This window comes from Nocardia sp. 852002-20019_SCH5090214 (assembly GCF_001665865.1).
GTDB classification, from domain to species: Bacteria; Actinomycetota; Actinomycetes; order Mycobacteriales; family Mycobacteriaceae; genus Nocardia; species Nocardia nova.
In genome coordinates this window covers 1-19559 of the sequence record NZ_LZMK01000321.1, presented here as the reverse complement: position 1 = coordinate 19559, position 19559 = coordinate 1, and the positions used below count along the sequence as shown (strand labels likewise).

Annotated in this window: 21 protein-coding genes and 1 other RNA gene; 12 read left to right on the top strand and 10 right to left on the bottom strand. The window is 69.5% G+C overall.

Features of this window, described 5'->3' with window-relative positions:
* Positions 1 to 40 precede the first annotated feature (40 nt).
* Positions 41 to 313 (top strand): Clp protease N-terminal domain-containing protein, encoded by a 273-nt coding sequence (locus A5780_RS25670; protein WP_063022757.1) that lies wholly within the window; start codon positions 41 to 43, stop codon positions 311 to 313.
* A gap of 14 nt (positions 314 to 327) precedes the next feature.
* On the opposite strand, the gene A5780_RS25665 is transcribed toward A5780_RS25670, so the two are convergent.
* Both A5780_RS25665 and rnpB read right to left on the bottom strand, forming a co-directional pair.
* Positions 328 to 633 carry a putative quinol monooxygenase gene (locus A5780_RS25665; RefSeq protein WP_063011131.1) on the bottom strand — a complete coding sequence of 102 codons (306 nt, stop codon included), beginning with the start codon at positions 631 to 633 and terminating at the stop codon, positions 328 to 330.
* A 32-nt stretch (positions 634 to 665) separates the two neighbouring features.
* An RNA gene (rnpB, locus tag A5780_RS25660) (RNase P RNA component class A) lies at positions 666 to 1083 on the bottom strand.
* 208 nt (positions 1084 to 1291) lie between these two features.
* Here rnpB and A5780_RS25655 point away from each other — a divergent pair.
* Positions 1292 to 2455, top strand: a complete 1164-nt coding sequence (locus A5780_RS25655; RefSeq protein ID WP_064909857.1) for an alpha-hydroxy-acid oxidizing protein — start codon at positions 1292 to 1294, stop codon at positions 2453 to 2455.
* 62 nt (positions 2456 to 2517) lie between these two features.
* The gene (locus A5780_RS25650) at positions 2518 to 3405 is read left to right on the top strand and encodes an alpha/beta hydrolase (protein ID WP_064909855.1); all 888 of its coding nucleotides are present in this window, start codon (positions 2518 to 2520) and stop codon (positions 3403 to 3405) included.
* Positions 3406 to 3422: 17 nt separating this feature from the next.
* On the opposite strand, the gene A5780_RS25645 is transcribed toward A5780_RS25650, so the two are convergent.
* Positions 3423 to 4664, bottom strand: a complete 1242-nt coding sequence (locus A5780_RS25645; protein WP_064909853.1) for a bifunctional RNase H/acid phosphatase — start codon at positions 4662 to 4664, stop codon at positions 3423 to 3425.
* Between the two features lie 10 nt (positions 4665 to 4674).
* The gene (locus A5780_RS25640) at positions 4675 to 5412 is read right to left on the bottom strand and encodes a zinc ribbon domain-containing protein (protein ID WP_030515366.1); all 738 of its coding nucleotides are present in this window, start codon (positions 5410 to 5412) and stop codon (positions 4675 to 4677) included.
* Positions 5413 to 5637: 225 nt separating this feature from the next.
* Here A5780_RS25640 and A5780_RS25635 point away from each other — a divergent pair, with 225 nt between their 5' ends.
* Positions 5638 to 6081, top strand: coding sequence for an OsmC family protein (locus tag A5780_RS25635; protein WP_063011141.1), 444 nt, complete (start codon positions 5638 to 5640; stop codon positions 6079 to 6081).
* A gap of 128 nt (positions 6082 to 6209) precedes the next feature.
* Here the strand turns inward: A5780_RS25635 and A5780_RS25630 are convergent, their stop codons facing one another.
* On the bottom strand, positions 6210 to 7352 hold the full coding sequence (locus A5780_RS25630) for a Nif3-like dinuclear metal center hexameric protein (RefSeq protein ID WP_064909886.1): 1143 nt from the start codon (positions 7350 to 7352) through the stop codon (positions 6210 to 6212).
* 94 nt (positions 7353 to 7446) lie between these two features.
* Positions 7447 to 8475, bottom strand: a complete 1029-nt coding sequence (gene cobC, locus A5780_RS25625; RefSeq protein ID WP_064909884.1) for an Rv2231c family pyridoxal phosphate-dependent protein CobC — start codon at positions 8473 to 8475, stop codon at positions 7447 to 7449.
* 289 nt (positions 8476 to 8764) lie between these two features.
* Between cobC and A5780_RS42180 the strand changes: the two genes are divergently transcribed.
* From A5780_RS42180 to A5780_RS25610, 3 genes are all read left to right on the top strand, one after another.
* The gene (locus A5780_RS42180) at positions 8765 to 9259 is read left to right on the top strand and encodes a low molecular weight protein-tyrosine-phosphatase (RefSeq protein WP_255407291.1); all 495 of its coding nucleotides are present in this window, start codon (positions 8765 to 8767) and stop codon (positions 9257 to 9259) included.
* 5 nt (positions 9260 to 9264) lie between these two features.
* Positions 9265 to 10278, top strand: a complete 1014-nt coding sequence (locus A5780_RS25615) for an SURF1 family protein (protein WP_064909882.1) — start codon at positions 9265 to 9267, stop codon at positions 10276 to 10278.
* A 99-nt stretch (positions 10279 to 10377) separates the two neighbouring features.
* Entirely contained in the window at positions 10378 to 10794 is a 417-nt protein-coding gene (locus A5780_RS25610; RefSeq protein WP_064909851.1) for an ester cyclase, read from the top strand.
* Here the strand turns inward: A5780_RS25610 and A5780_RS25605 are convergent.
* Positions 10768 to 11865: a cobalamin biosynthesis protein gene (locus A5780_RS25605; protein WP_082976719.1), complete on the bottom strand. Its 1098-nt coding sequence runs from the start codon at positions 11863 to 11865 to the stop codon at positions 10768 to 10770. The genes A5780_RS25610 and A5780_RS25605 overlap by 27 nt on opposite strands.
* Positions 11866 to 11981: 116 nt before the next feature.
* Here A5780_RS25605 and sigJ point away from each other — a divergent pair, with 116 nt between their 5' ends.
* Positions 11982 to 12902 carry an RNA polymerase sigma factor SigJ gene (gene sigJ / locus A5780_RS25600; protein WP_369817518.1) on the top strand — a complete coding sequence of 307 codons (921 nt, stop codon included), beginning with the start codon at positions 11982 to 11984 and terminating at the stop codon, positions 12900 to 12902.
* A 21-nt stretch (positions 12903 to 12923) separates the two neighbouring features.
* On the opposite strand, the gene ald is transcribed toward sigJ, so the two are convergent.
* Positions 12924 to 14048, bottom strand: a complete 1125-nt coding sequence (gene ald / locus A5780_RS25595; RefSeq protein WP_051756001.1) for an alanine dehydrogenase — start codon at positions 14046 to 14048, stop codon at positions 12924 to 12926.
* Between the two features lie 109 nt (positions 14049 to 14157).
* A complete protein-coding gene (locus A5780_RS25590) occupies positions 14158 to 14925 on the bottom strand; it encodes an MBL fold metallo-hydrolase (protein WP_064909880.1) in 768 nt (255 codons plus the stop codon).
* Between the two features lie 71 nt (positions 14926 to 14996).
* Between A5780_RS25590 and A5780_RS25585 the strand changes: the two genes are divergently transcribed.
* The 4 genes from A5780_RS25585 (at position 14997) to A5780_RS25570 (ending at position 17518) form a co-directional block, all read left to right on the top strand.
* Complete coding sequence (locus tag A5780_RS25585) at positions 14997 to 15977, top strand: GlxA family transcriptional regulator (RefSeq protein WP_064909849.1); 981 nt, start codon at positions 14997 to 14999, stop codon at positions 15975 to 15977.
* The gene (locus A5780_RS25580) at positions 15958 to 16476 is read left to right on the top strand and encodes a gamma carbonic anhydrase family protein (RefSeq protein ID WP_063011153.1); all 519 of its coding nucleotides are present in this window, start codon (positions 15958 to 15960) and stop codon (positions 16474 to 16476) included. The genes A5780_RS25585 and A5780_RS25580 overlap by 20 nt, the downstream gene beginning before the upstream one ends.
* A 150-nt stretch (positions 16477 to 16626) precedes the next feature.
* The gene (locus A5780_RS25575) at positions 16627 to 16785 is read left to right on the top strand and encodes a hypothetical protein (RefSeq protein ID WP_231983087.1); all 159 of its coding nucleotides are present in this window, start codon (positions 16627 to 16629) and stop codon (positions 16783 to 16785) included.
* Positions 16786 to 16897: 112 nt separating this feature from the next.
* Positions 16898 to 17518 carry a TetR/AcrR family transcriptional regulator gene (locus A5780_RS25570; RefSeq protein WP_063011157.1) on the top strand — a complete coding sequence of 207 codons (621 nt, stop codon included), beginning with the start codon at positions 16898 to 16900 and terminating at the stop codon, positions 17516 to 17518.
* Between the two features lie 37 nt (positions 17519 to 17555).
* On the opposite strand, the gene A5780_RS39410 is transcribed toward A5780_RS25570, so the two are convergent.
* The gene (locus tag A5780_RS39410) at positions 17556 to 19529 is read right to left on the bottom strand and encodes an N-6 DNA methylase (protein ID WP_255407294.1); all 1974 of its coding nucleotides are present in this window, start codon (positions 19527 to 19529) and stop codon (positions 17556 to 17558) included.
* Positions 19530 to 19559: the final 30 nt, after the last annotated feature.

The window sequence follows — 19559 nt, the reverse complement described above, 5'->3', positions numbered from 1 at the left end:
ATATTGCTCCGAAGTTGCCGACGAGGGCGATCATGGAGGCATGAACGCGGAACCGCTACCGCACACCCCCGCCCTGCGACGAATGCTGGACGATGCCTCGGCGATCGCGCGCCGGGCGGGCCATACCGCCCTCGGCACCGAACACCTCGTTCTGGCCGGCCTGCAGGACCCGAATTCCACTGTCGCCCAAGCCTTTCACCGCGCGGGCGCCAATCTGGCGGCGATCTCGGACGCCTTGCACGAAACCCTGCGCAACGGGCCGTACCCGAACCCGACCGAACATCCGGACAACGGCGAGGGCTGCGCGCGCTAGCCGGGCGCGGTCGGTCAGCGCAGTGAGGTTTCGTCGCCGACCGTGAACTCGGTGACCCGGGCTTCCCGGATCATCGCGCCCTGCTGGTCGGACACGCCCGCACCGCGGAAAGCATCCAGCGCCGCGCGGTCGCTCCACCGTTCCAGAATGTTGATGCGGCCGGTATCGATCAGGTCGGCCGACAGGGCGAAATCGAGGCATCCGGGAGTCTTCCGCGCCGCGCTCACCACCTCGACGCAGGTCGCCAGATAACGGTCCCGATCGGCCGGGTCCACCCGCAGGTAGCCGGTGACGATGATCTGCCGAGGCGTGGCATCCATGCGGCCAGGGTCTCATGCCGCGAACCCCGAAGGGGACGAGTCGGTCTGTAAGCCGGATCCTGTTCCCGGTTCGCACCGGGAGGCGACCATCCATCTGGGTGCACCGTCACCGGGCACCTCGAGCAGTCAACCCGCAGGCTCGGGCGAGCAGCCCTCGGGCACCTGCGCAGCCGCACTCGCGAGAATGCGGCCTTCGACCTTGCTCCGGGCGGGGTTTACCGAGCCGCCCCGGTCACCCGGGGCGCTGGTGCGCTCTTACCGCACCGTTTCACCCTTACCGGCGTACCTCCGGAGAGACCGCCGGCGGTCTGTTTTCTGTGGCACTGTCCCGCGGGTCACCCCGGGTTGCCGTTAACAACCGCCCTGCTCTGTGGAGTCCGGACTTTCCTCGGCGACGGGCGGCGGCACAACCGTGCCCGTTCCCGTCGACGCGGTCGCCCGACCGACTCGTCGCGCACCATTGTGCCGTGCGAGCGGCGCCGAGCGCACATCGGGCCGCCACCGACATCCGGGCTCGGCCGGGAATCGGGGCCGCGGCGGTCGCGCGGCGCGCCCTGGGACGGCGTGGCGCGGTACCGGAGGTTACGCATACAGTGAAGCCGCATTCGCCGTGGAACGCGTCCCCACAGCGAACCGACGGCACAGAAGGGCAGCGCACATGGGGTTCGGCGACTTCCAGAACGAGATCTACTTCCAGGGGCTGCGCGGTGTCGTACCGGAGTACCCGGTCGCGTTCGCCGAACTCGAACAGCGCGCGCAGGCCGCTATGCCGCCCTCGATCTGGTCGTATGTGGCCGGCGGCGCGGGCGACGAGCGCACCCAGCGCGCCAACGTCACCGCCTTCGACCGCTGGGGGCTCATCCCCCGCATGTTCGTCGGCGCGAAGGAGCGCGACCTGTCGGTCGATCTGTTCGGAATGACGCTTCCCACACCGCTTTTCATGGCCCCTGTCGGCGTGATCGGCCTCTGCGCCCAGGACGGCCACGGCGATCTGGCGACCGCCCGCGCCGCCGCCCGCACCGGTGTGCCGATGGTCGCCTCGACCCTCACCGTCGATCCGCTCGAGAATGCCGCCGCCGAATTCGGTGACACCCCGGGCTTTTTCCAGCTCTACACCCCCACCGACCGCGATCTCGCGGCCAGCCTGGTGCACCGCGCGGAGCAGGCCGGGTACAAGGGCATCGTCGTCACCCTCGACACCTGGATCACCGGCTGGCGGCCGCGCGACCTGTCCACCGGTAACTTCCCGCAGCTGCGCGGACACTGCCTCGCCAACTACTTCACCGATCCGGTCTTCCTCTCCGGTCTGCAGCGCTCACCGGAGGAGGATCCGATGAGTGCGGTGCTGCGGTGGGTGCAACTGTTCGGCAACCCGCTGCGCTGGGAGGATCTGGCCTGGCTGCGCTCCCTCACGGATCTGCCCTTGATCGTCAAGGGAATCTGCCATCCCGACGATGTGCGCCGGGCCCGCGACGGCGGCGTGGACGGCATCTACTGCTCGAATCACGGTGGGCGCCAAGCCAATGGCGGACTGCCCGCGCTCGACATGTTGCCCGAGGTCGTCGCCGCGGCCGAGGGTCTGCCGGTGCTGTTCGATTCCGGAATCCGCAGCGGCGCAGACGTCGTCAAGGCGCTCGCGCTCGGCGCCACCGCGGTCGGAGTGGGCCGGCCCTACGCCTACGGTCTGGCGCTCGGCGGGGTGGACGGAATCGTGCACGTCCTGCGCACTCTGCTGGCGGAAGCGGACCTGATCATGGCGGTCGACGGCTATCCGGCGCGGAAGGATCTGACTCGCGAATGTTTGCGTTCCGTCCACCCGTAATCGTGCCCTGAGCGGGGATCCACGTCTGCGGCCGGGCGCGCGACCCAGTACGGTATTCGCCCATGGAGCGTGTCGAGGTGGGGTTCGGTTCGGGAAGCGAACAGTGTGCAGCGTGGCTCTATCTTCCGGACGGCCCGCCCAAACCGCGTCCGCTGGTCATCATGGGGCACGGGCTGGGCGCGAACCGGGAAATGGGTCTGGATCGCTACGCACGCCGGTTCGCCGCGGCCGGAATGGGCGTGCTGGTCTTCGATTACCGGCATTTCGGGGCCAGCGGTGGTGAACCGCGCCAGCTGATCAACATCGCCCGCCAGCGCGACGACTGGCGCGCCGCGATCGCCTTCGCCCGCACCCTCAAGGGCTTCGACGCGACCCGAATCGCGTTGTGGGGCAGCTCCTTCGGCGGCGGGCACGTGCTGTCCATCGCACACGAGGACGACTACCTGGCCGCTGTCGTGGCACAGTGCCCGTTCACCAGCGGCTGGTCCTCGGCGATGGCGAAGGGGCCGATCAGCCTCGCCAAGACCGGCACCCTCGCGCTCATCGACATCCTGGTGGGCCCGATCCGCCGCAAGCCGGTGGGCGTGCGACTGGCCGGGCGGAAGCGTTCGGCGGCGTTGATGAGCGCCTCCGACGTGCCCGAGGGTTTCGGCCGCCTCGCCGAGGAGAGCGAGCAGTACCAGCCGAAAGTCGCTGCCCGCGTGGGGATGTCGGCGCTGTTCGATTCACCGTGGCGGCGCACCAAGGGCATCAAGGTGCCGGTGCTGTATGCGGTGTGCGACAACGATTCGGTCGCGCCGGTGGGTCCGACGCTGAAGGCCGCTGAACGCACCAAACACGGCATCGTGAAGCGATACCCGATCGGGCACTTCGACATCTACTTCGACGACTGGTTCGAGAAGGCCGTCTACGACCAGACCGAATTTTTGGTGTCGGTCCTGCGTCCCTGACCGTCGCCGACCGGCGTTCAGAGATACGAGGTGTCGTTGACCAGACGCACCGACGATCCGCCGTCGGGATAGAACTCGGCGATCGACAGCGACGCCAGATCCAGATGCAGCCGATACAGCAGCGACGGGCCGACTTCCAGGGCCAATTGCAGCAGTGTCTTGATCGGCGTCACGTGGCTGACCACGACGACGTTCTGTCCCGGATACAGCGCGAGCAGATCGCGACGCGCCGCCTCGACGCGTTCGCGCACCTGGGCGAAGCTCTCCCCGCCCGGGGCGGGCAGCGACGGATCACCGAGCCAGCGCTGATGCAACTCCGGATCCCGTTGTGCCGCTTCGGTGAACGTGAGGCCTTCCCATTCGCCGAAGTCGGTTTCGGTCAGCGCGTCCAGAACCCGCACCGGGACGTCGAGGGCCTGGGCCGCGGCCTGCGCGGTTTCGCGGGCCCGGCCCAGCGGCGAGGTGACGACCGCCGCGATATCCCCCTTCGCGGCGAGATATTTCGCGGCGCGGGCGGCCTGTTCCCGGCCGAGTGCGGTGAGGTCCGGATTGCCGCGGCCGGAATACCGTCGCTCCACGGACAATTCGGTCTGGCCATGACGCAGCAGCAACAGCCGGGTCGGCCGCCCGCGGGCGCCGGTCCAGCCCGGACCGGTTGTCGCCGAGGCAGTCTCCTGCACGACCGGATCCTCGTGCGCGGCACGGGCGTCGGCCGCTTCGTCGATCCAGCCCGGCAGCTCCGCCTCGACGCCGCGCGCCGACACCGATTCCTGCGCAGCCGATTCCGGTTCGGCCACGCTGTCGATCACCGGGCGCTCGGTATCGGCTTCGCGCACCTCCGCGACCACCACCGCATCGTCCATGGCCTCGTTGGCGAGCCGATCGGCATGCGAATTCTGCTCGCGCGGAATCCATTGGAAGCCCACCCGATCGAAGCCCGCGACCAGCTGCCTCGCACGTTCGGCGAGCGGAATCATGGCCGCGTGCTTGACCTTCCAGCGTCCCGACATCTGCTCGACGACGAGTTTGGAATCCATCCGCACCTCGACGGTGCGCGCGCCCAGTTCCGCCGCGGCCGCCAAGCCCGCGATGAGACCGCGGTATTCGGCGACGTTGTTCGTGGTGACGCCGAGGTATTCGCGACGTTCGGCGAGGATCGTGGCGTGGTCGGAATCCCAGATCACCGCGCCGTAACCGGCCGGGCCGGGATTGCCTCGCGAACCGCCGTCGGCCTCCACGATCACGCTGCGTACCGTCATCGCCGGCCCGTCACAATCCGGATTGCTTGGTGCGCACCAGAATCGCACCGCATTCGGGGCAGCGGACCACGACCTGCGGATCGGTCTTGGCGATCCGGGCGATCTCACCGCGGTCGAGTTCGATGCGGCAGGCGCCGCACCGGCGAGCCTGCAACAGCGCCGCGCCGACACCGTGCTGGGCGCGCTGCTTGTCGTAGATCGCGAGCAGTTCGTCCGGAAATCCGGCGAGCAGTTGTTCACGGTCGGCGTCGCAACGCTGCGCGGCCACATCCAGGTCGGCGACCGCGTCGTCGCGCCGGCTCTGCGCGAGGGTCAGATCCTCCTCGGCGCGCGAGAGGTTGGCGCCCGCGTGCTGGTGATCGGCCTCGGCGGCCTCGCGCCGCTCCATCACCTCGAGCAGTTCGTCCTCCAGCACGCCGCGCCGGCGTTCCAGGCTGCCCAGTTCGTGCTGCAACTCCGAGAGCTGCTTGGCGCCGACGTTGCCACCCTCGAGCATGCCGCGGTCGCGCGCCTCGCGTTTGCGCACGGCGTCGATCTCGCCCTCGAGTTTGCGAATGTCGCGGTCGAGATCGTCGAGCTGGATCTCGACCTTGACCGCCGCATCCTTGCGATCGGTGCGTTCGGCTTCCAGCCGCTGCACTTCCTGCTGTTCGGGCAGCACCTTGCGGCGATGCGCGATCCGCGTCAACTCGGCGTCGACGGCCGCGAGGTCGAGCAGTTTGGCCTGGATCGGTGGTTCGACATTCAACGCGGGACGTACTCCTCGACACTATGGACGGTTGCGGGGCGACGGGCAGCGGGTGCGCGACGCCGGTGCTCAACCGTACTCTGCCCGCGGCCGGTTTCGCCCCAACCCCGCACGGCCCGCCCGCGACCACCGGATACGCGGTCGAGACCTGATGCCCTGCGCCCCGGGCGCCGGCACACGAACAACTCGAGTGCGGCGCCGCCCCGACTGTGACACTCTGACCGGATGGCCGAACATCGCTATCGCGTGGATGTGGTGTGGACCGGAGCCACCACCGACTACCGCTCGTATTCGCGCAATCACGAGGTGCTCGCCGAAGGGCGGCCGCCCCTGCCGGGCTCGGCGGACCCGGTCGTCGGACGGGGCGACGCGACGCGCTGGAATCCCGAGCAGCTCCTGGTCGCCTCGCTCTCGGAATGCCATATGCTCTGGTACCTGCATCTGTGCGTCGAGGCCGGAATCGTCGTGATCGACTATCTCGACGAGGCCGAAGGCGTGATGAACGACCAGCGCTTCGAACATGTCACCCTGCGCCCCCGCGTCACCATCACCGATGCCGCTCGGGTCGAGCAGGCGCGCGCACTCCACACGGAGGCGCACAAGCGCTGCTTCATCGCCAACTCGGTCAATTTCCCCGTCGACCACGAGCCGGACATCCGGACGGAGTGAATTCGCGCCCGTCCACGGTCGCGGGAGAACGGCCGGGCCGGCCTCGCGCCGCTCGTCCCTGTGCCGCCCGAAACTGACACAGCCGGCCGGCTCGCCACCGAACCGCCCCTGTGCGACCGCCGCTCATGTCAGTCGTCGGCGGCGCCGAGGGTCCACGGGTCGGTGCGGAGGGTACTGACCCGGGTTTGCACGCCCGGAAGCGCTTCCCGCACAATACCTTCCGCTTGGGCGCACCAGGGGAATTCGCTGGCCCAATGGGCGACGTCGACGAGTGCGGGACCGCCCGCGCGCAGATGTTCATCGGCGGGGTGGTGGCGCAGGTCGGCGGTGACGTAGGCGTCGACGCCGAGCTTCGCGACCGTGCCGAGGAAGGAATCGCCCGCGCCACCACAGACCGCGACGGTGCGAATCTCGCGGTCGGGATCACCGGCGGCCCGCACACCCCAGGCGGTACCGGGCAGGGCGGCGCGCACGCGAGCGGTGAAGGCGCGCAACGTTTCCGGTTCCGGCAGGGTGCCGATGCGTCCCAGACCTCGTCCCGACGGCAGCGCCGCGCGTTCGGTGACGTCGAAGGCCGGTTCCTCGTAGGGGTGGGCGGCCCGCAGCGCGGCCAGCACCGCGGGGCGGGCCGACGGCGGCGCCACCACCTCGACGCGGTCCTCCTCGACGAACTCCAGGTCGCCGACCTGACCGATCGCCGGATTCGCCCCCGCCATCGGCCGGAACTGCCCGGTCCCCGGTACCCGCCAGCCGCATTCGCGATAGAACCCGGCGCCCCCCGCGCCGGCCTCGAACATCGCCGCCAGCACCGCATCGGTGTGGTCGCGCGGAATGAACACCACCCAGGTGTCCACCGGCGCCGCCGATTTCTGCTCCACCGGCCCGGTCACCGTCAACCCGAGCATGTGGGCGAGGGCATCGGACACTCCGGGATCGGCCGAATCGGCATTGGTGTGCGCGGTGAACAGCGCACAGTCGTTGCGGATCAGCCGATGCAGCAGCGCGCCCTTCGGCGTACTCACGGCCACGGTGTCGACGCCGCGCAGCAGCAGCGGATGGTGCACGACCAAAGCCTGTGCGCCCCAATCGATCGCCTCGTCGACGACGGCAGCGGTGGCGTCCACCGCGAACAGCACCCGAGATACCGAGGCAGCGGGATCACCGCACACCAGCCCCACCGAATCCCAGGACTCCGCCAGCCGGGGCGGATACGCGTCGTCGAGTACTCGGATCAAGTCCTTCAGCGTCACAACAGAATTCGTCGCTGTCACCACCGCACCTCCACCGTTTCGCCGTTCCGGTCATTATCCACTCCGACGCCGCCTGCCGGGGCGGACCGCGCCGCGTGCCCCCGAGCGCGAATCCTCACAGGCCGACGGCTTCGATCGCGGCGACCAAACGATCGACAGCGTCGCTGTCGCGGACCGCCAGGCGTAAGAATTCACCGTCGAGCCCCGGGAAGGTGTCACCCCGCCGGACACCGATATCTCTGTCCGCCAGATGTTTCCGCAGCAGCTCACCGTCGGGCACGCGGATCAGCAGGAACGGTCCCGCGGCGGGTTCGTGCACGTCGATGCCGAGGGCGCGCAGGCGGGGAATCATCGCCTCTCGCTCGGCCACGATCCGGATCGCGCTCGCCTCGGCCTCGGCGATCGCGTGTGCTTCGCAGGTCGCCGCGATCGCCTCGAGCTGCAACGTGCCGAGCGGCCAATGTGGGCGACCGTGGTTCAACCGGGTCAGTAATTCGGGCGGACCCAGCAGATATCCGCACCGCAATCCGGCCAGCGCCCACGTCTTGGTCAGGCTGCGCAATACCAGAACGTCCGGATAGGACTGTCCCGCAAGTGTTTCCGGCTCACCGGGCACCGCATCGGCGAAGGCCTCGTCGACCACCACGAGGCGACCGGGCCGGCGCAGCGATTCGATCACCGCGCGAGGATGCAGGACCGAGGTCGGATTGGTCGGATTGCCGAGGACCACCAGATCGGCTTCCTCGGGGACCCGCGCCCCGGCCAGCTCGTAGGGCGGTGCCAGCACCACCCGGGCGACCGGAACATCGGCCTCGCGCAGAGCGAGTTCCGGTTCGGTGAACGACGGATGGATGACGGCCGCCAGCCGCGATGCCAGCCGCGGCAGCAGCGCGAACCCCTCTGCGGCCCCGGCGAGCAGCAACACCTCCTCGGGCGCGCGGCCGTGCCGTGCCGCCACGATCGCGCGCACCGCGTCGGCCTCGTCCTCGGACGGGTACCGCCCCAGCGCGGGCAGTCGCGCGGCCAGCCGCCGCAGCAACCACTCCGGTGGCGCCTCGTCCCGCACATTCACCGCGAAATCGAGCATCCCCGGCAGCACATCGCGGTCCCCGTGGTGCCGCAACGCCGAACGGTCGACCTGCACACCACCGAACCCAGCACCCCCGAATCCAGCACCGCCGGACTCCGCATCGGTCGATCCGGAACCGCCGACTTCGGGACCCCCGGACGCCCGCACGCCGCCGATGCCCCCGGCGGCGCCCACGGCGAAACCCACACGCGTCGCATCCGCCTCGGCTGCTCCGCCCGGACGCGTATCGCTCGGGCGGCTCGAGCCTGCGTGCGACCGCGTGCCGGCGGTCGTGGGGGTGTCCTCGGGCACAGCCACCTACCCTACGTGGCCGCCGCCCGCACCGACCGGCCACAATGGGTGCGTGGGCGAGCTGCACGTGACCTTCATCTGCACCGGCAATATCTGCCGGTCGCCGATGGCCGAGAAGATCTTCGCCGCGCATCTGGAACGCGCCGGACTGGCCGATCGGGTGCGCGTGAGCAGCGCCGGCACCACCGCCTGGCACGTCGGCTCGGACGCCGACCCGCGCACCACCGCCCTGCTCACCCGCCACGGATATCCGATCGGGCACGTCGCGGCCATGATCGGCCCCGATCATCTCGATGCCGATCTGCTGGTCGCCCTGGATTCCAACCACGATCGCGAACTGACCCGGTTGCGGATCCCGGAAGCGCGGCGGCGACTGCTGCGCAGCTTCGACCCCGCCGCCGACGATCACGACGTCCCCGACCCCTACTACGGCGACGACACCGATTTCGAACTCGTGCGCGAGCAGATCGAGGCGGCCGTTCCGGCGCTGCTGGCCTGGGTGCGCGAACAACTCGGCGAACCCGCGACGACCGGACCGCGGCAATGAACATCCTGCGCCGGCTCACCTTCCTCCTGCGGCCCAGCTGGGCGATCCTGGCGGTCGTCGTGGTCGCGTTCGCCTACCTGTGTTTCACCGTGCTCGCGCCCTGGCAGCTGGGCAAGAACACCTCGACGTCTCACCGCAACAACCTGATCGCGGCCTCGGTCAACGCCGACCCGGTCCCGGCGAAGAACCTGCTGAACACGGGCGAGGGCACGCCACCGGCCGGGACGAATCCGGCCGACACCGAATGGCGGCGGGTGGTCGCGACCGGTAGTTACGTGCCGAATTCGATGGTGGTCGAGCGATTGCAGCGGCTCAACGATCAGCCCGCCTACGGGGTGCTGGCCGCCTTCCGGCTCGACGACGGCCGGGTCGTGCTGGTCGATCGCGGCCTGATCGCGGCGGTGAACGGTTCGGATCTGCCGGTGATCGCGGAGCCGCCGTCGGGTCAGCAGCACATCGAGGGACGGATCCGGAAATCCGAGGGCGCGGTCCCCGGCAAGGATCCGATGGTCCGTGACGGCCTCCGCCAGGTCTACTCGGTCGACACCGCTCAGCTCGCCACGGTTCTGGGCACGCCGCTGACCGGCTTCGCGACCGGTGAGCACGGCGGCTATCTGCAATTGGACGCCGGCCAGCCCGGCGCCTTCACCCCCGAGTCACTCCCCCAGCTCGACGCGGGCCCGTATCTCTCGTACGGGCTGCAGTGGATCGCGTTCGGTGTGATGGCCCCGCTCGGCCTCGGCTACTTCGTCTATGCCGAAATCCGCGAACGCCGCCGCGACCGTGCCGCTGCGGGGGCAGCCACCCCGAGTGAGCAGGTCCCGGCCATGAGCACCGCCGGATCACCGGCTGCCGAATCAGCCGAAAGCACGAGCACCGCTGCGGCTTCCGCCCCTTCGGAGCCGGCTCCGAAGGCCCAGCCCGAGACCGCCTCCGCACCGGACGAGCCATCGGCCGCGCCGAAACCACGCACCACCGCGGACCGCCTGGCCGACCGCTACGGCAACGCCCGCAGCTGACCGGATCCCGCAGAATCGGCCCACTTCGCGACTGGCCCGATCGACCTATTTGGCTATAGATTGGTATAGCTAGATCTCTCGATACGAGCGGAGAACGGGATGAACGCCATCCGGCAGGCCTACGACACCGTGCAGCGATCATGGACCGGGCAGCAGTGGGATGCCTGGGCGGCGACCTGCGCCCCCGATTACGCATTCGACACCGGTACCGGCCTGCGACTGGATCTCGCGGGGACCCTGGACTGGAGCCGCGCCTGGTTCAGGGCCTTCCCGGATTACGCCGAGGACATTCGCGCGGTGCATCCGGCACCGAACTCGGCGGTCGCCGAATTGGTCGGCCGCGCAACCTCGGTGGACGACTTCGTCGTCGCCGGTGCGACATTGCTCCCGGCGACCGGCCGGCGGTTCGAGATCGCCTACGCCAAGGTTCTGGTCTTCGACACCGACTTCAAGGTGGTCGAGGACCGGCAATACCTGGACATCGCCGCTCTACTCCGGCAACTCGGCGCGAGCTGATCGGCGCCCGAGCGCGTACGCGGTCACGGCCGCCACCACCGCGGCCGTCAGCTGCACTCCGTTCGACAATCGCACCGCCCGGCGCAGATCGGGTACCCGCGGGGTCCGCCCGTCGCCCAGCACCGGACGCATCTCGGTCCCGTGGCGATACTCGGTCCGCCCGCCCAGCGCCACGCCCAGCGCTCCGGCCATCGTGGCCTCGGCGACACCCGCGTTGGGGCTCGGGTGCGCCCCGGCGTCGCGGCGCCACGCGCGCCACGCATCGCCGGGCCGCCCGCCCACCAGCGGCGCGAGCATCACGGTGAGGACCCCGCTCACCCGCGCGGGCAGCAGATTCGCCAGATCGTCGACGCGCGCGGCGGCCCAGCCGAAGTTGGTGTAGCGCTCGTTGCGATAGCCGACCATCGCGTCGAGCGTGTTGATCGCCCGGTAGCCGAGCAGCCCCGGCACTCCCGCGACCGCACCCCACACCAGCGGCGCGACGGTGGCGTCGGAGGTGTTCTCGGCAATGGATTCGACTGCGGCACGGGCCAATCCGTCGGCGTCGAGCGCTTCGGGATCGCGTCCGCACAGCGAGGGCAGCACCTCCCGCGCACCGGTCGACTCCCCCGCCTGCAGTCGATCCGCCATCTCGCGCCCGGTCCGGGCGAGCGTGGTGCCGCCGAGCGCGATCCACGTGCCGACCGCAGTGATCACGATGGTGCCGAGCCTCGCGTGACGACCGGGGCGACCCTGCACCACCGCCGTCCGGACGCCGGCGCACCCGCCTCGCCTGCCCCCGGCCACGCCGCCGCGCCGATTCCGCCATGCCGACACCACGCCGCTCCCACGGGTGATTCCCGATGGCCGGGCAGCGATCTCCGCGCCCGCGCTCAGCGCGACGACACCACCCACCAACACGATCTCGTGCACGACCCCGGCGGCACGCGCATCACGATATCCGGCCGATTCCACCGCGGCGGCCGCCGTCCCGAACAGCGCCACCGGATGTCCTCGCCGCGGATCACCGAAAATCCGATCCGCCGCGAATCCGATCAGCAGTCCCGCGGCCCGCGCCGTTCCATATCGCACCGGGCGAGACTATCGGCCCCCTCGGGCACCCCGATGTCACACTCGGCCCGGCGGCATCGTCACCATGAGGAGGCACCCGCGCGGCGGGCGCGCGCGGCGAGACGAGGATGGCAGCTGTGACGACCGGACACGACGATATCGATCAGACCGAACTGGCACGCCGGTTCGAGGAGCATCGCCAGTATCTGCGCCGCGTGGCCTACAGCACGCTGGGCAGCCTCAGCGATGCCGACGACGTCGTGCAGGAGGCGTGGTTGCGGTTGCAACGCTGGTACGAAACCCGTTCTCCCGGTGAGCGAATCGACAATCTGCGCGCCTGGCTTACCACCGTCACCGGCCGCCTCGCGTTGGATCAGCTGGGTTCGGCCCGGGCGCGCCGCGAACAGTACGTCGGCGAGTGGCTGCCGGAGCCGGAGGTCACCAGCTGGGACGACCCGGCCGACCGCGTTTCGCAGGACGAGCGCGTCACCACCGCCCTGCTGGTGGTCCTCGAATCGCTCTCGCCCGCCGAACGCACCGCCTTCGTGCTGCAGGACATCTTCGGCATGACCGGTCCCGAGGTCGCCGACGTGGTGGGCCGCACCCCCGCCGCCGTCCGCCAGCTCGCCTCCCGCGCCCGCAAGCACGTCGAGGACGGCACCCCGCGCTTCCCGGCCTCCCGCGACGAACACGAGAAGGTGGTTTCGGCCTTCTCCGCGGCCTGGCGGTCGGGCGATCTGAGCGGCCTGCTCGGCGTGCTCGACGAGAACGTCACCCTGACCGCCGACGGTGGCGGCCGGGTGCCCGCGATCCGGCAGCCGGTGCAGGGCGCCGAACTGGTGGCCAAGCTGTACTTCGGCTGGTACCGCGCCGGAACCGGGGCGTGGGCGCGCATGGTTCAGGTCAACGGCCTGCCGGGCCTCATGGTCTTCGACGGCAACCATCTGGGGATCATGGCCTTCACCGTCGAACAGGACCGCATCACCTCGATCGCGATCGTCCGCAATCCGGAGAAGCTGCACGATCTGCCCGAGGGCGAACCGGATTGGACGATGTGAGAGTTCGCTCGGCGCGGCCCGTCACCGGCACGCCTGCCACCCCGCCCCGTGACCGACCCCGAGCAGGCCGTGCGCCCGGGCCACCTCCGGTGAGTACAGCTGTCCCGCATCGGCATTGAGCCCGGCCTCGAGGCCCGGGTCGGCACGGCAGGCCGCCCGCCAGCCGAGATCGGCGATGGTTCGCACATACGGCAGGGTGGCGTTGGTCAACGCGACGGTGGCGGTGTGCGGGACCGCGCCGGGCATATTCGCGACACAGTAGAACAGCGAATTCGCCACGGGGAAGGTCGGTTCGGCGTGCGTGGTGGGATGGGAGCTCTGGAAACAACCGCCCTGATCGATGGCGATATCGACCAGCACCGTCCCCGGCCGCATCCGCTCCACCAGGGTATCCGGGACCAGTTGCGGCGCTCGCGCTCCCGGCACCAGCACCGAACCGATCACCAGATCCGCGGCGACGACCGCCCGGTCGATGTCGGCCGCGTTCGAGGCGAGAGGAGTGACCCGGCCGGCGAATCGGATGTCGAGTTCACGCAATCGCACCGGATTGGTGTCGAGCACGATCACCCGCGCACCCATCCCGACCGCGACCGTCGCCGCACTCGTTCCGGCCACCCCGCCGCCGATCACCACCACTTCCGCCGGCCGCACCCCCGGCACGCCGCCCAGCAACACTCCGGCGCCACCTTCGGGCGCCATCAGGTGGTATGCGCCGACCTGGGGTGCGAGTTTGCCGGCGATCTCGCTCATCGGCGTCAGCAGTGGCAGTGATCCGTCGGGTCCGCGCACGGTTTCGTAGGCGATCGCGGTGATGCCGGAGGCCAGCACGGCGTCGGTGCACTCCCGGGAGGCCGCCAGGTGCAGGAAGGTGAACAGCACCTGCCCGGCATGCATGCACGAATATTCGGGCGCGATCGGCTCTTTCACCTTCAATACCAGTTCCGCCTCGTCCCACACCGCGTCGGCGCTCGCGGCGATGTGCGCGCCGGCGGCCACGTAATCGGCGTCGGTGAATCCGGACCCGAGTCCGGCGCCGGATTCGATCAGCACCCGATGACCGTGCCGGGTGAGTTCGACGGCGCCGGCCGGGGCGAGGGCGACCCGGCTCTCCTGCGGTTTGATCTCGCGCGGAACCCCGATTCTCATACCGCCATCGTGGCCCTGATCCGGGCGCGGTGCCATGATCAAGTCGCGGCGATTCACAGAACCGCAACCAATCGGCAATCGATCCGCGCCCGGCAGCCCGGCATCGGCGTCACACGGTGATCGACTCGCCCAGCGGCGGGATCCGCAGTTGCTTCTCGCGCCCGCCGTAGCCGAAGGTGCGCCGCAGGTGCTCGAGTGTCTCGGTGAAGTGCGCCCAGCCCTCGGCGTGCACCGGCACCACGACCGCCTCGCCGAGCACCTGCGCCGCGGCCAGCGCCGTGCGCGCATTGAGCGTGACGTCGCTGTCCTCGAACCGGCCCACGTTCGCGGCGCCGACGTTGAGCAGGGCGACGTCGATGCGACCGAATTTCGCCACGATGCGCTCGACGTAGTCGACGGAGGCGTTGTCACCGGAGATGTAGACCGTCGGCAGATCCTCGGCCTGCAGGACGAAGCCGGTGACCGTGCCGCTCAGCGCCTCCGCGCCCTCCGGCCCGTGCAGCGCCGGTACCGCGGTGACGGTGACGGCGCCGATGCGCACCGACTCCCACACCGTCAGTCCCCGAACGCCTTCCAGGCGCCCGGCCGCTTCCGGCGTGGACAACACCGTCTCGACGCCGGCCATGACCTCGCGGCCCGCCGGATCGAGGTTGTCGGGATGCTGATCGTGCGACAGCAGCACCACGTCCACCGGGCCCACGCGATCCGCGGCGACCGCCGGTCCGGTCAATTTGTGCAGGGTGAGCGCGCCGGAGGAGTAGTCGCCGGGTTCGTCGAAGGTCGGATCGGTCAGCCAGACCAGCCCGCCGTAGGTCAGCCGGACGGTGGGGCCGCCGATGTGCAGGAGTTCGACCGTGGTGGAGAGCGTGTTCGTCATGAGCAACAGCTTGTCCCGATCCGGCACGCTCGAACAGTGGCCCGCAGGCCACGCTTCGATAAGATCGGGCCATGCATGTGGTCGCGGTGGTCGCCTTCGACGGAATCAGCCCTTTTCACCTGTCCGTCCCAGGGATGGTGTTCGGCCGCATCGGCACCAGCGTGCAGGACAGCGCGCCCTACCGGGTACTCACCTGCGCGGAAGTTCCCGGAATCCTTGGCACGCCCGGCGATTTCGACCTCGTCGTACGCCACGGCCCCGAGGCGATCGACCGCGCGGAGACCGTGGTGATTCCCAGCTGGAACCCGGAACTTCCCGTGCCCGAGGTCATTTCGTCGGCCCTGTGGCGCGCGCACGAACGCGGCGCCCGCATCGTCGGACTGTGCCGCGGCTCCTGGGTGGTCGCCGCCACCGGCTTGGCGGACGGGCGCGAAGTCACCACGCATTGGGGTCTGGCCCCGGCTCTGGCCCGCGCGTTTCCCGCGGTGACCGTGCGCGCGGATCGGCTGTGGACCGACCTCGGCGATGTGGTGACCTCCGCGGGAGTGGCTGCGGCACTGGACTGTTGCCTGCACCTGGTGCGCGCCGATCACGGCGCCCGCGCCGCGACCGAACTCGCGCGCACGCTGGTGCTGGCCCCCTACCGCGCCGGGTCGCAGGCGCAGTACATACCGCTCGCGATACCCGACGCCACCGACGACGACCCCATCGAACACGCGATGGTCTGGGCGCGAACACATGTGGACCAGCCCATCGATCTGGACAGCTGGGCCCGCACGGCGCTGATGTCGCGGCGCACCTTCACTCGCCGCTTCCGCGAACGCACCGGATCCAGCCCGCAGCGCTGGCTGCTCGATCAGCGCATCGACCGCGCCCGGCTACTGCTGGAATCCACCGACGACACGATGGACCGCATCGCCGCCGAGACCGGCCTGGGCACGGCGATGAATCTGCGCCACCATTTCCATCGCACGCTCGGGCTGCCACCGGCCGCACATCGCGCCCAGTTCCGGGCCAGCTATGTTGACCTGCATGATGATCAAGCTGGGTGAGCACGAGCCGCAGATCGACGACACCGCGTGGGTGGCGCCGACGGCCACGGTGATCGGCCGGGTGCGGCTGGGTGAACAGGTCAGCATCTGGTACGGCGCGGTGATCCGCGGCGATCTGGAGGACATCGGCATCGGCGCCGGCACCAACATCCAGGACGGCTGCGTACTGCACGCCGATCCGGGATTCGAACTGCAGGTAGGCAGCGGAGTGTCGGTGGGCCACAACGCGATTCTGCACGGTTGCACGGTCGGCGACGACGTGCTGGTCGGCATGGGCGCGACCGTGCTCAACGGCGCGGTGATCGGCGAGGGCAGCCTCATCGCCGCCAACGCCCTGATTCCCGAGGGCATGAAGATTCCGCCCGGCTCCCTGGTCGCGGGCGTACCGGGCAAGGTGCGGCGCGAACTCGGCGATGCCGAACGCGATCGCATCAAGCTCAACGCCGCGGTCTATCTGCACAATATGAGCACTCACCGCGACGCCGGCACCCAGCTGTGAGACGGGCCACACTGGTCAAGCGTCCAGGTTGATCTCTTGGTAGCATCGTCGCAGCATGTTCGCGGTCCGCGGCAGTGAATCATCGCCCCGGGCGGCGCACTGCGACGTGGGTATGCAGGAGGTTAGACGGTGTCGTACGAGCAGTCCGGTATGCACCGACCCCAGGGGCGGATCAGTGTGGCCGATATCGCGGCCCAACCCGGTGGCATCGAGGCGCTACAGCGTCGAGTCCACGAATTACGTTGCAACGGAAGCGATTTCGCCGCGAACGCGATCGAGCAGGAAATGGCCGCATTCAATCTGCGCTGAGCGCGGGCGGCGTGAGCCCGGTCGGGGACGTCGGTGGCGGCCGGCGCGATGAGATAATGATCGTCAGCCTTCCGCATCGACGCGGTCATTCGCCGACTCGACTGGAGACCCCATGCCCCCTGTTCCGTCCATCCTGGCCCGCATCCTCGAGAAGCCCCGCTCCGACGGTGAGCAGCTGCTCGAGAGTGCCCTGTCGGCCTTCCTGGACTTCGGGATCAAGCGGACCAGCATGGGCGAGATCGCGCGCCGCGCCGGCATCAGCCCCGCGACGCTGTATCGCCGCTTCGAATCGAAGAACGATCTCGTCGAGGCGGTGAGCGTGCGCGAGGCGCAGCGCTTCGTCGCCGATATCGAACAGCGGGTCGGCAGCATCACCGACAACGAGGATCAGCTGGTGGAGATCTTCGTCGTCTTCATCACCGCGCTGGCGCACAACGAGCTGCTGCAACGATTGCTGCGCACCGAACCCGAGCTGATCCTGCCGCGCTTGACCACCGACGCCGGCCCGATCCTCGCGGTCGGCCGCGCCTACCTGGCCGACAAGCTGCGCGGTTTGCAGAAGGCCAACGCCGAACTGGATTTCGATGCCGACCTCGTCGCCGAGATCATGGCCCGGCTGGCGCAGTCCCTGGCGTTGACTCCCGACGGGCTGATTCCGCTCTCGGACGCGGAGGCCGCCCGCGCCTTCGCCCGGCGGACGTTGCTGCCGATGGTCGGCGGCCACACCGCCTGACGGCCGGGCCTGCGATGCACAGTGCGGCTGTCGCCGGCTACCAGGAAGACTCCGACGCGACGCTGCCGGGCGGCCCGACACCGGTCTCGCCCAGCCCGAACGCCGCGGCCACGCGCCGATCGAGCAGCGCGACATCGGGTTCGGCTCCGCCGTTGGCCAATTCGCGTGCCAGGTCGGTGAGCCGCTGTCCCGCATCGGTATTCGGATCGGGGAGCGGAAGCCGGGTGACATACTGCGTGATCCACCGGCGCCGCCCGGCATAGAGCCGATTTCCGCACACGGCATCGTAGAATTGCAGCCCGAGCGTCGAATTGGCCACGCCCATCAGCAGATACGCGATCCGCTCGTCGCCGATATCGGCCAGCGACATCCAGTAACAGTCCCCGTTCACCACCGCACCGCTGCGATCGAGCGCGAACCGCGGCGCCACGCTGATATCCGGGAACACCACCTTCGGACGGCACCACAGATGCGGCCGCTGCGGCACCCAGATCTCGAACCACTCCCGCCCGGTGCCGGTGAGGTAGTCCCGAGCGGCCAGGGTGTCCTTGTGCTGAGCGAGATAGGCTGCGGCGTCCGGATATTCGCTCAGATCGACCGGTGTGCGGCACGAGCACGAAGTCTCGTAGGGGTACAGCACCCGGGTGTCGCGGGCGCGTGCGATCCGCCACGGAGCGAGGTCGTGATGAGTCAGCAGCTGCCGGAGCAGTTCGGGCTCCGGACAACAGGGCCGATCCTCCCACCGGTCCGAGATGAAGACTCGATCGGCATTCGTCTTGATGCCCACCCTGATTCGTGCCACCTCGCCGAACGTGCGCCACGTGCCGGCGGCGATTCGCCCCAACCAGGCGTCGGTATCGGGTCGCGACATGCGCCACGGAGTTGTGGGATCGAAAGTGCTGGTGAGTGATTCGTCTTCGCACTCCACATCGGCCCATGCGTCGCCACCATCGGCGAGGATTCGCGCGGGCCCGCCGGCCGAACCGCACCCCGGGTTCCCCGATCCGCACGGTTCGCCGTGCGCACCGGTCCACAGCGTTCCGGTCTCCACCGCGATGCGGCGACCGCCGTGGTCGACGACGGAGTCGGCCGGAGCGACCACAGCGTCGAACAGGTCGGCAGCGGCCGTCGGCTCCCGCTCGGACTCGTAGGCCGTGACGAACCTGCAGGTCCGCTGCTCGTGCCCGCGCACGGCGATTGTCACCGCGGGCAGGACCGCCGCCTCGAACAGCCGAGTGTCCCCAAGGTCGTAGAGCTCCACCGGCGTCAGTTCCGCATACAGCAGCGCCCGCAGATTCGCCCCCGCCTTGGTGCTGAGGAATCGGTTGGCGCACAGCAGACCCAGCACTCCACCGGGTCGTAACAACCGCGGAATCGTCGCGACGAACGGATGGGTCAAATCGATACGTCCCGACAGCCCGAACTGCTTGCTCAGCATCTGCGCGGTCGCGCCACCCAGCTGCTGAGTCCGCACATACGGCGGGTTCGTGATCACGGCGTCGAAGTGCGAGTCGGTCAATTCGGTTGCCGCGCAGAGGAAATCCCCCACCCGCCAATCGATGACGACCCGATTCGACGGTGGCGCGGTATCCACCCCAGGCGCCGCGCCGAGGTATGCGCCGACCGCGTCCGCCACCCGCGATCCCGCCCACGACTCGGCGGTGCCCTCCTCCGGCCAGACCTGGGACCTGCCCCCGAATCGGCTGTTCCACGACGTCCCCCTAGTCTGAGCTTCCCGGACCGCCGCGGCATTCAGGTCGTACCCCACCAGATGCAAGGAGGTATCCGGAAAGCGTTGTGCCGCAACATATGCCACCGCCGACAGCAACTCACCGTCGCCGCAGGCGGGGTCCAGCACCGACAACTCGCGTTCCGGTCGCACATGCGCGAGCATCCGCTCCGCGAGAAACTCCGCCAACCGCGGCGGCGTGTAATGCCGACCGTGCCGTTTCCGCGCCCCACCCCCGCCCGAGGAGCGCGTCCAACGCCGGTGAGCGACCTGCGGCGCGATACGTCGAGTTCGCCCACATTTGTGCTCGCA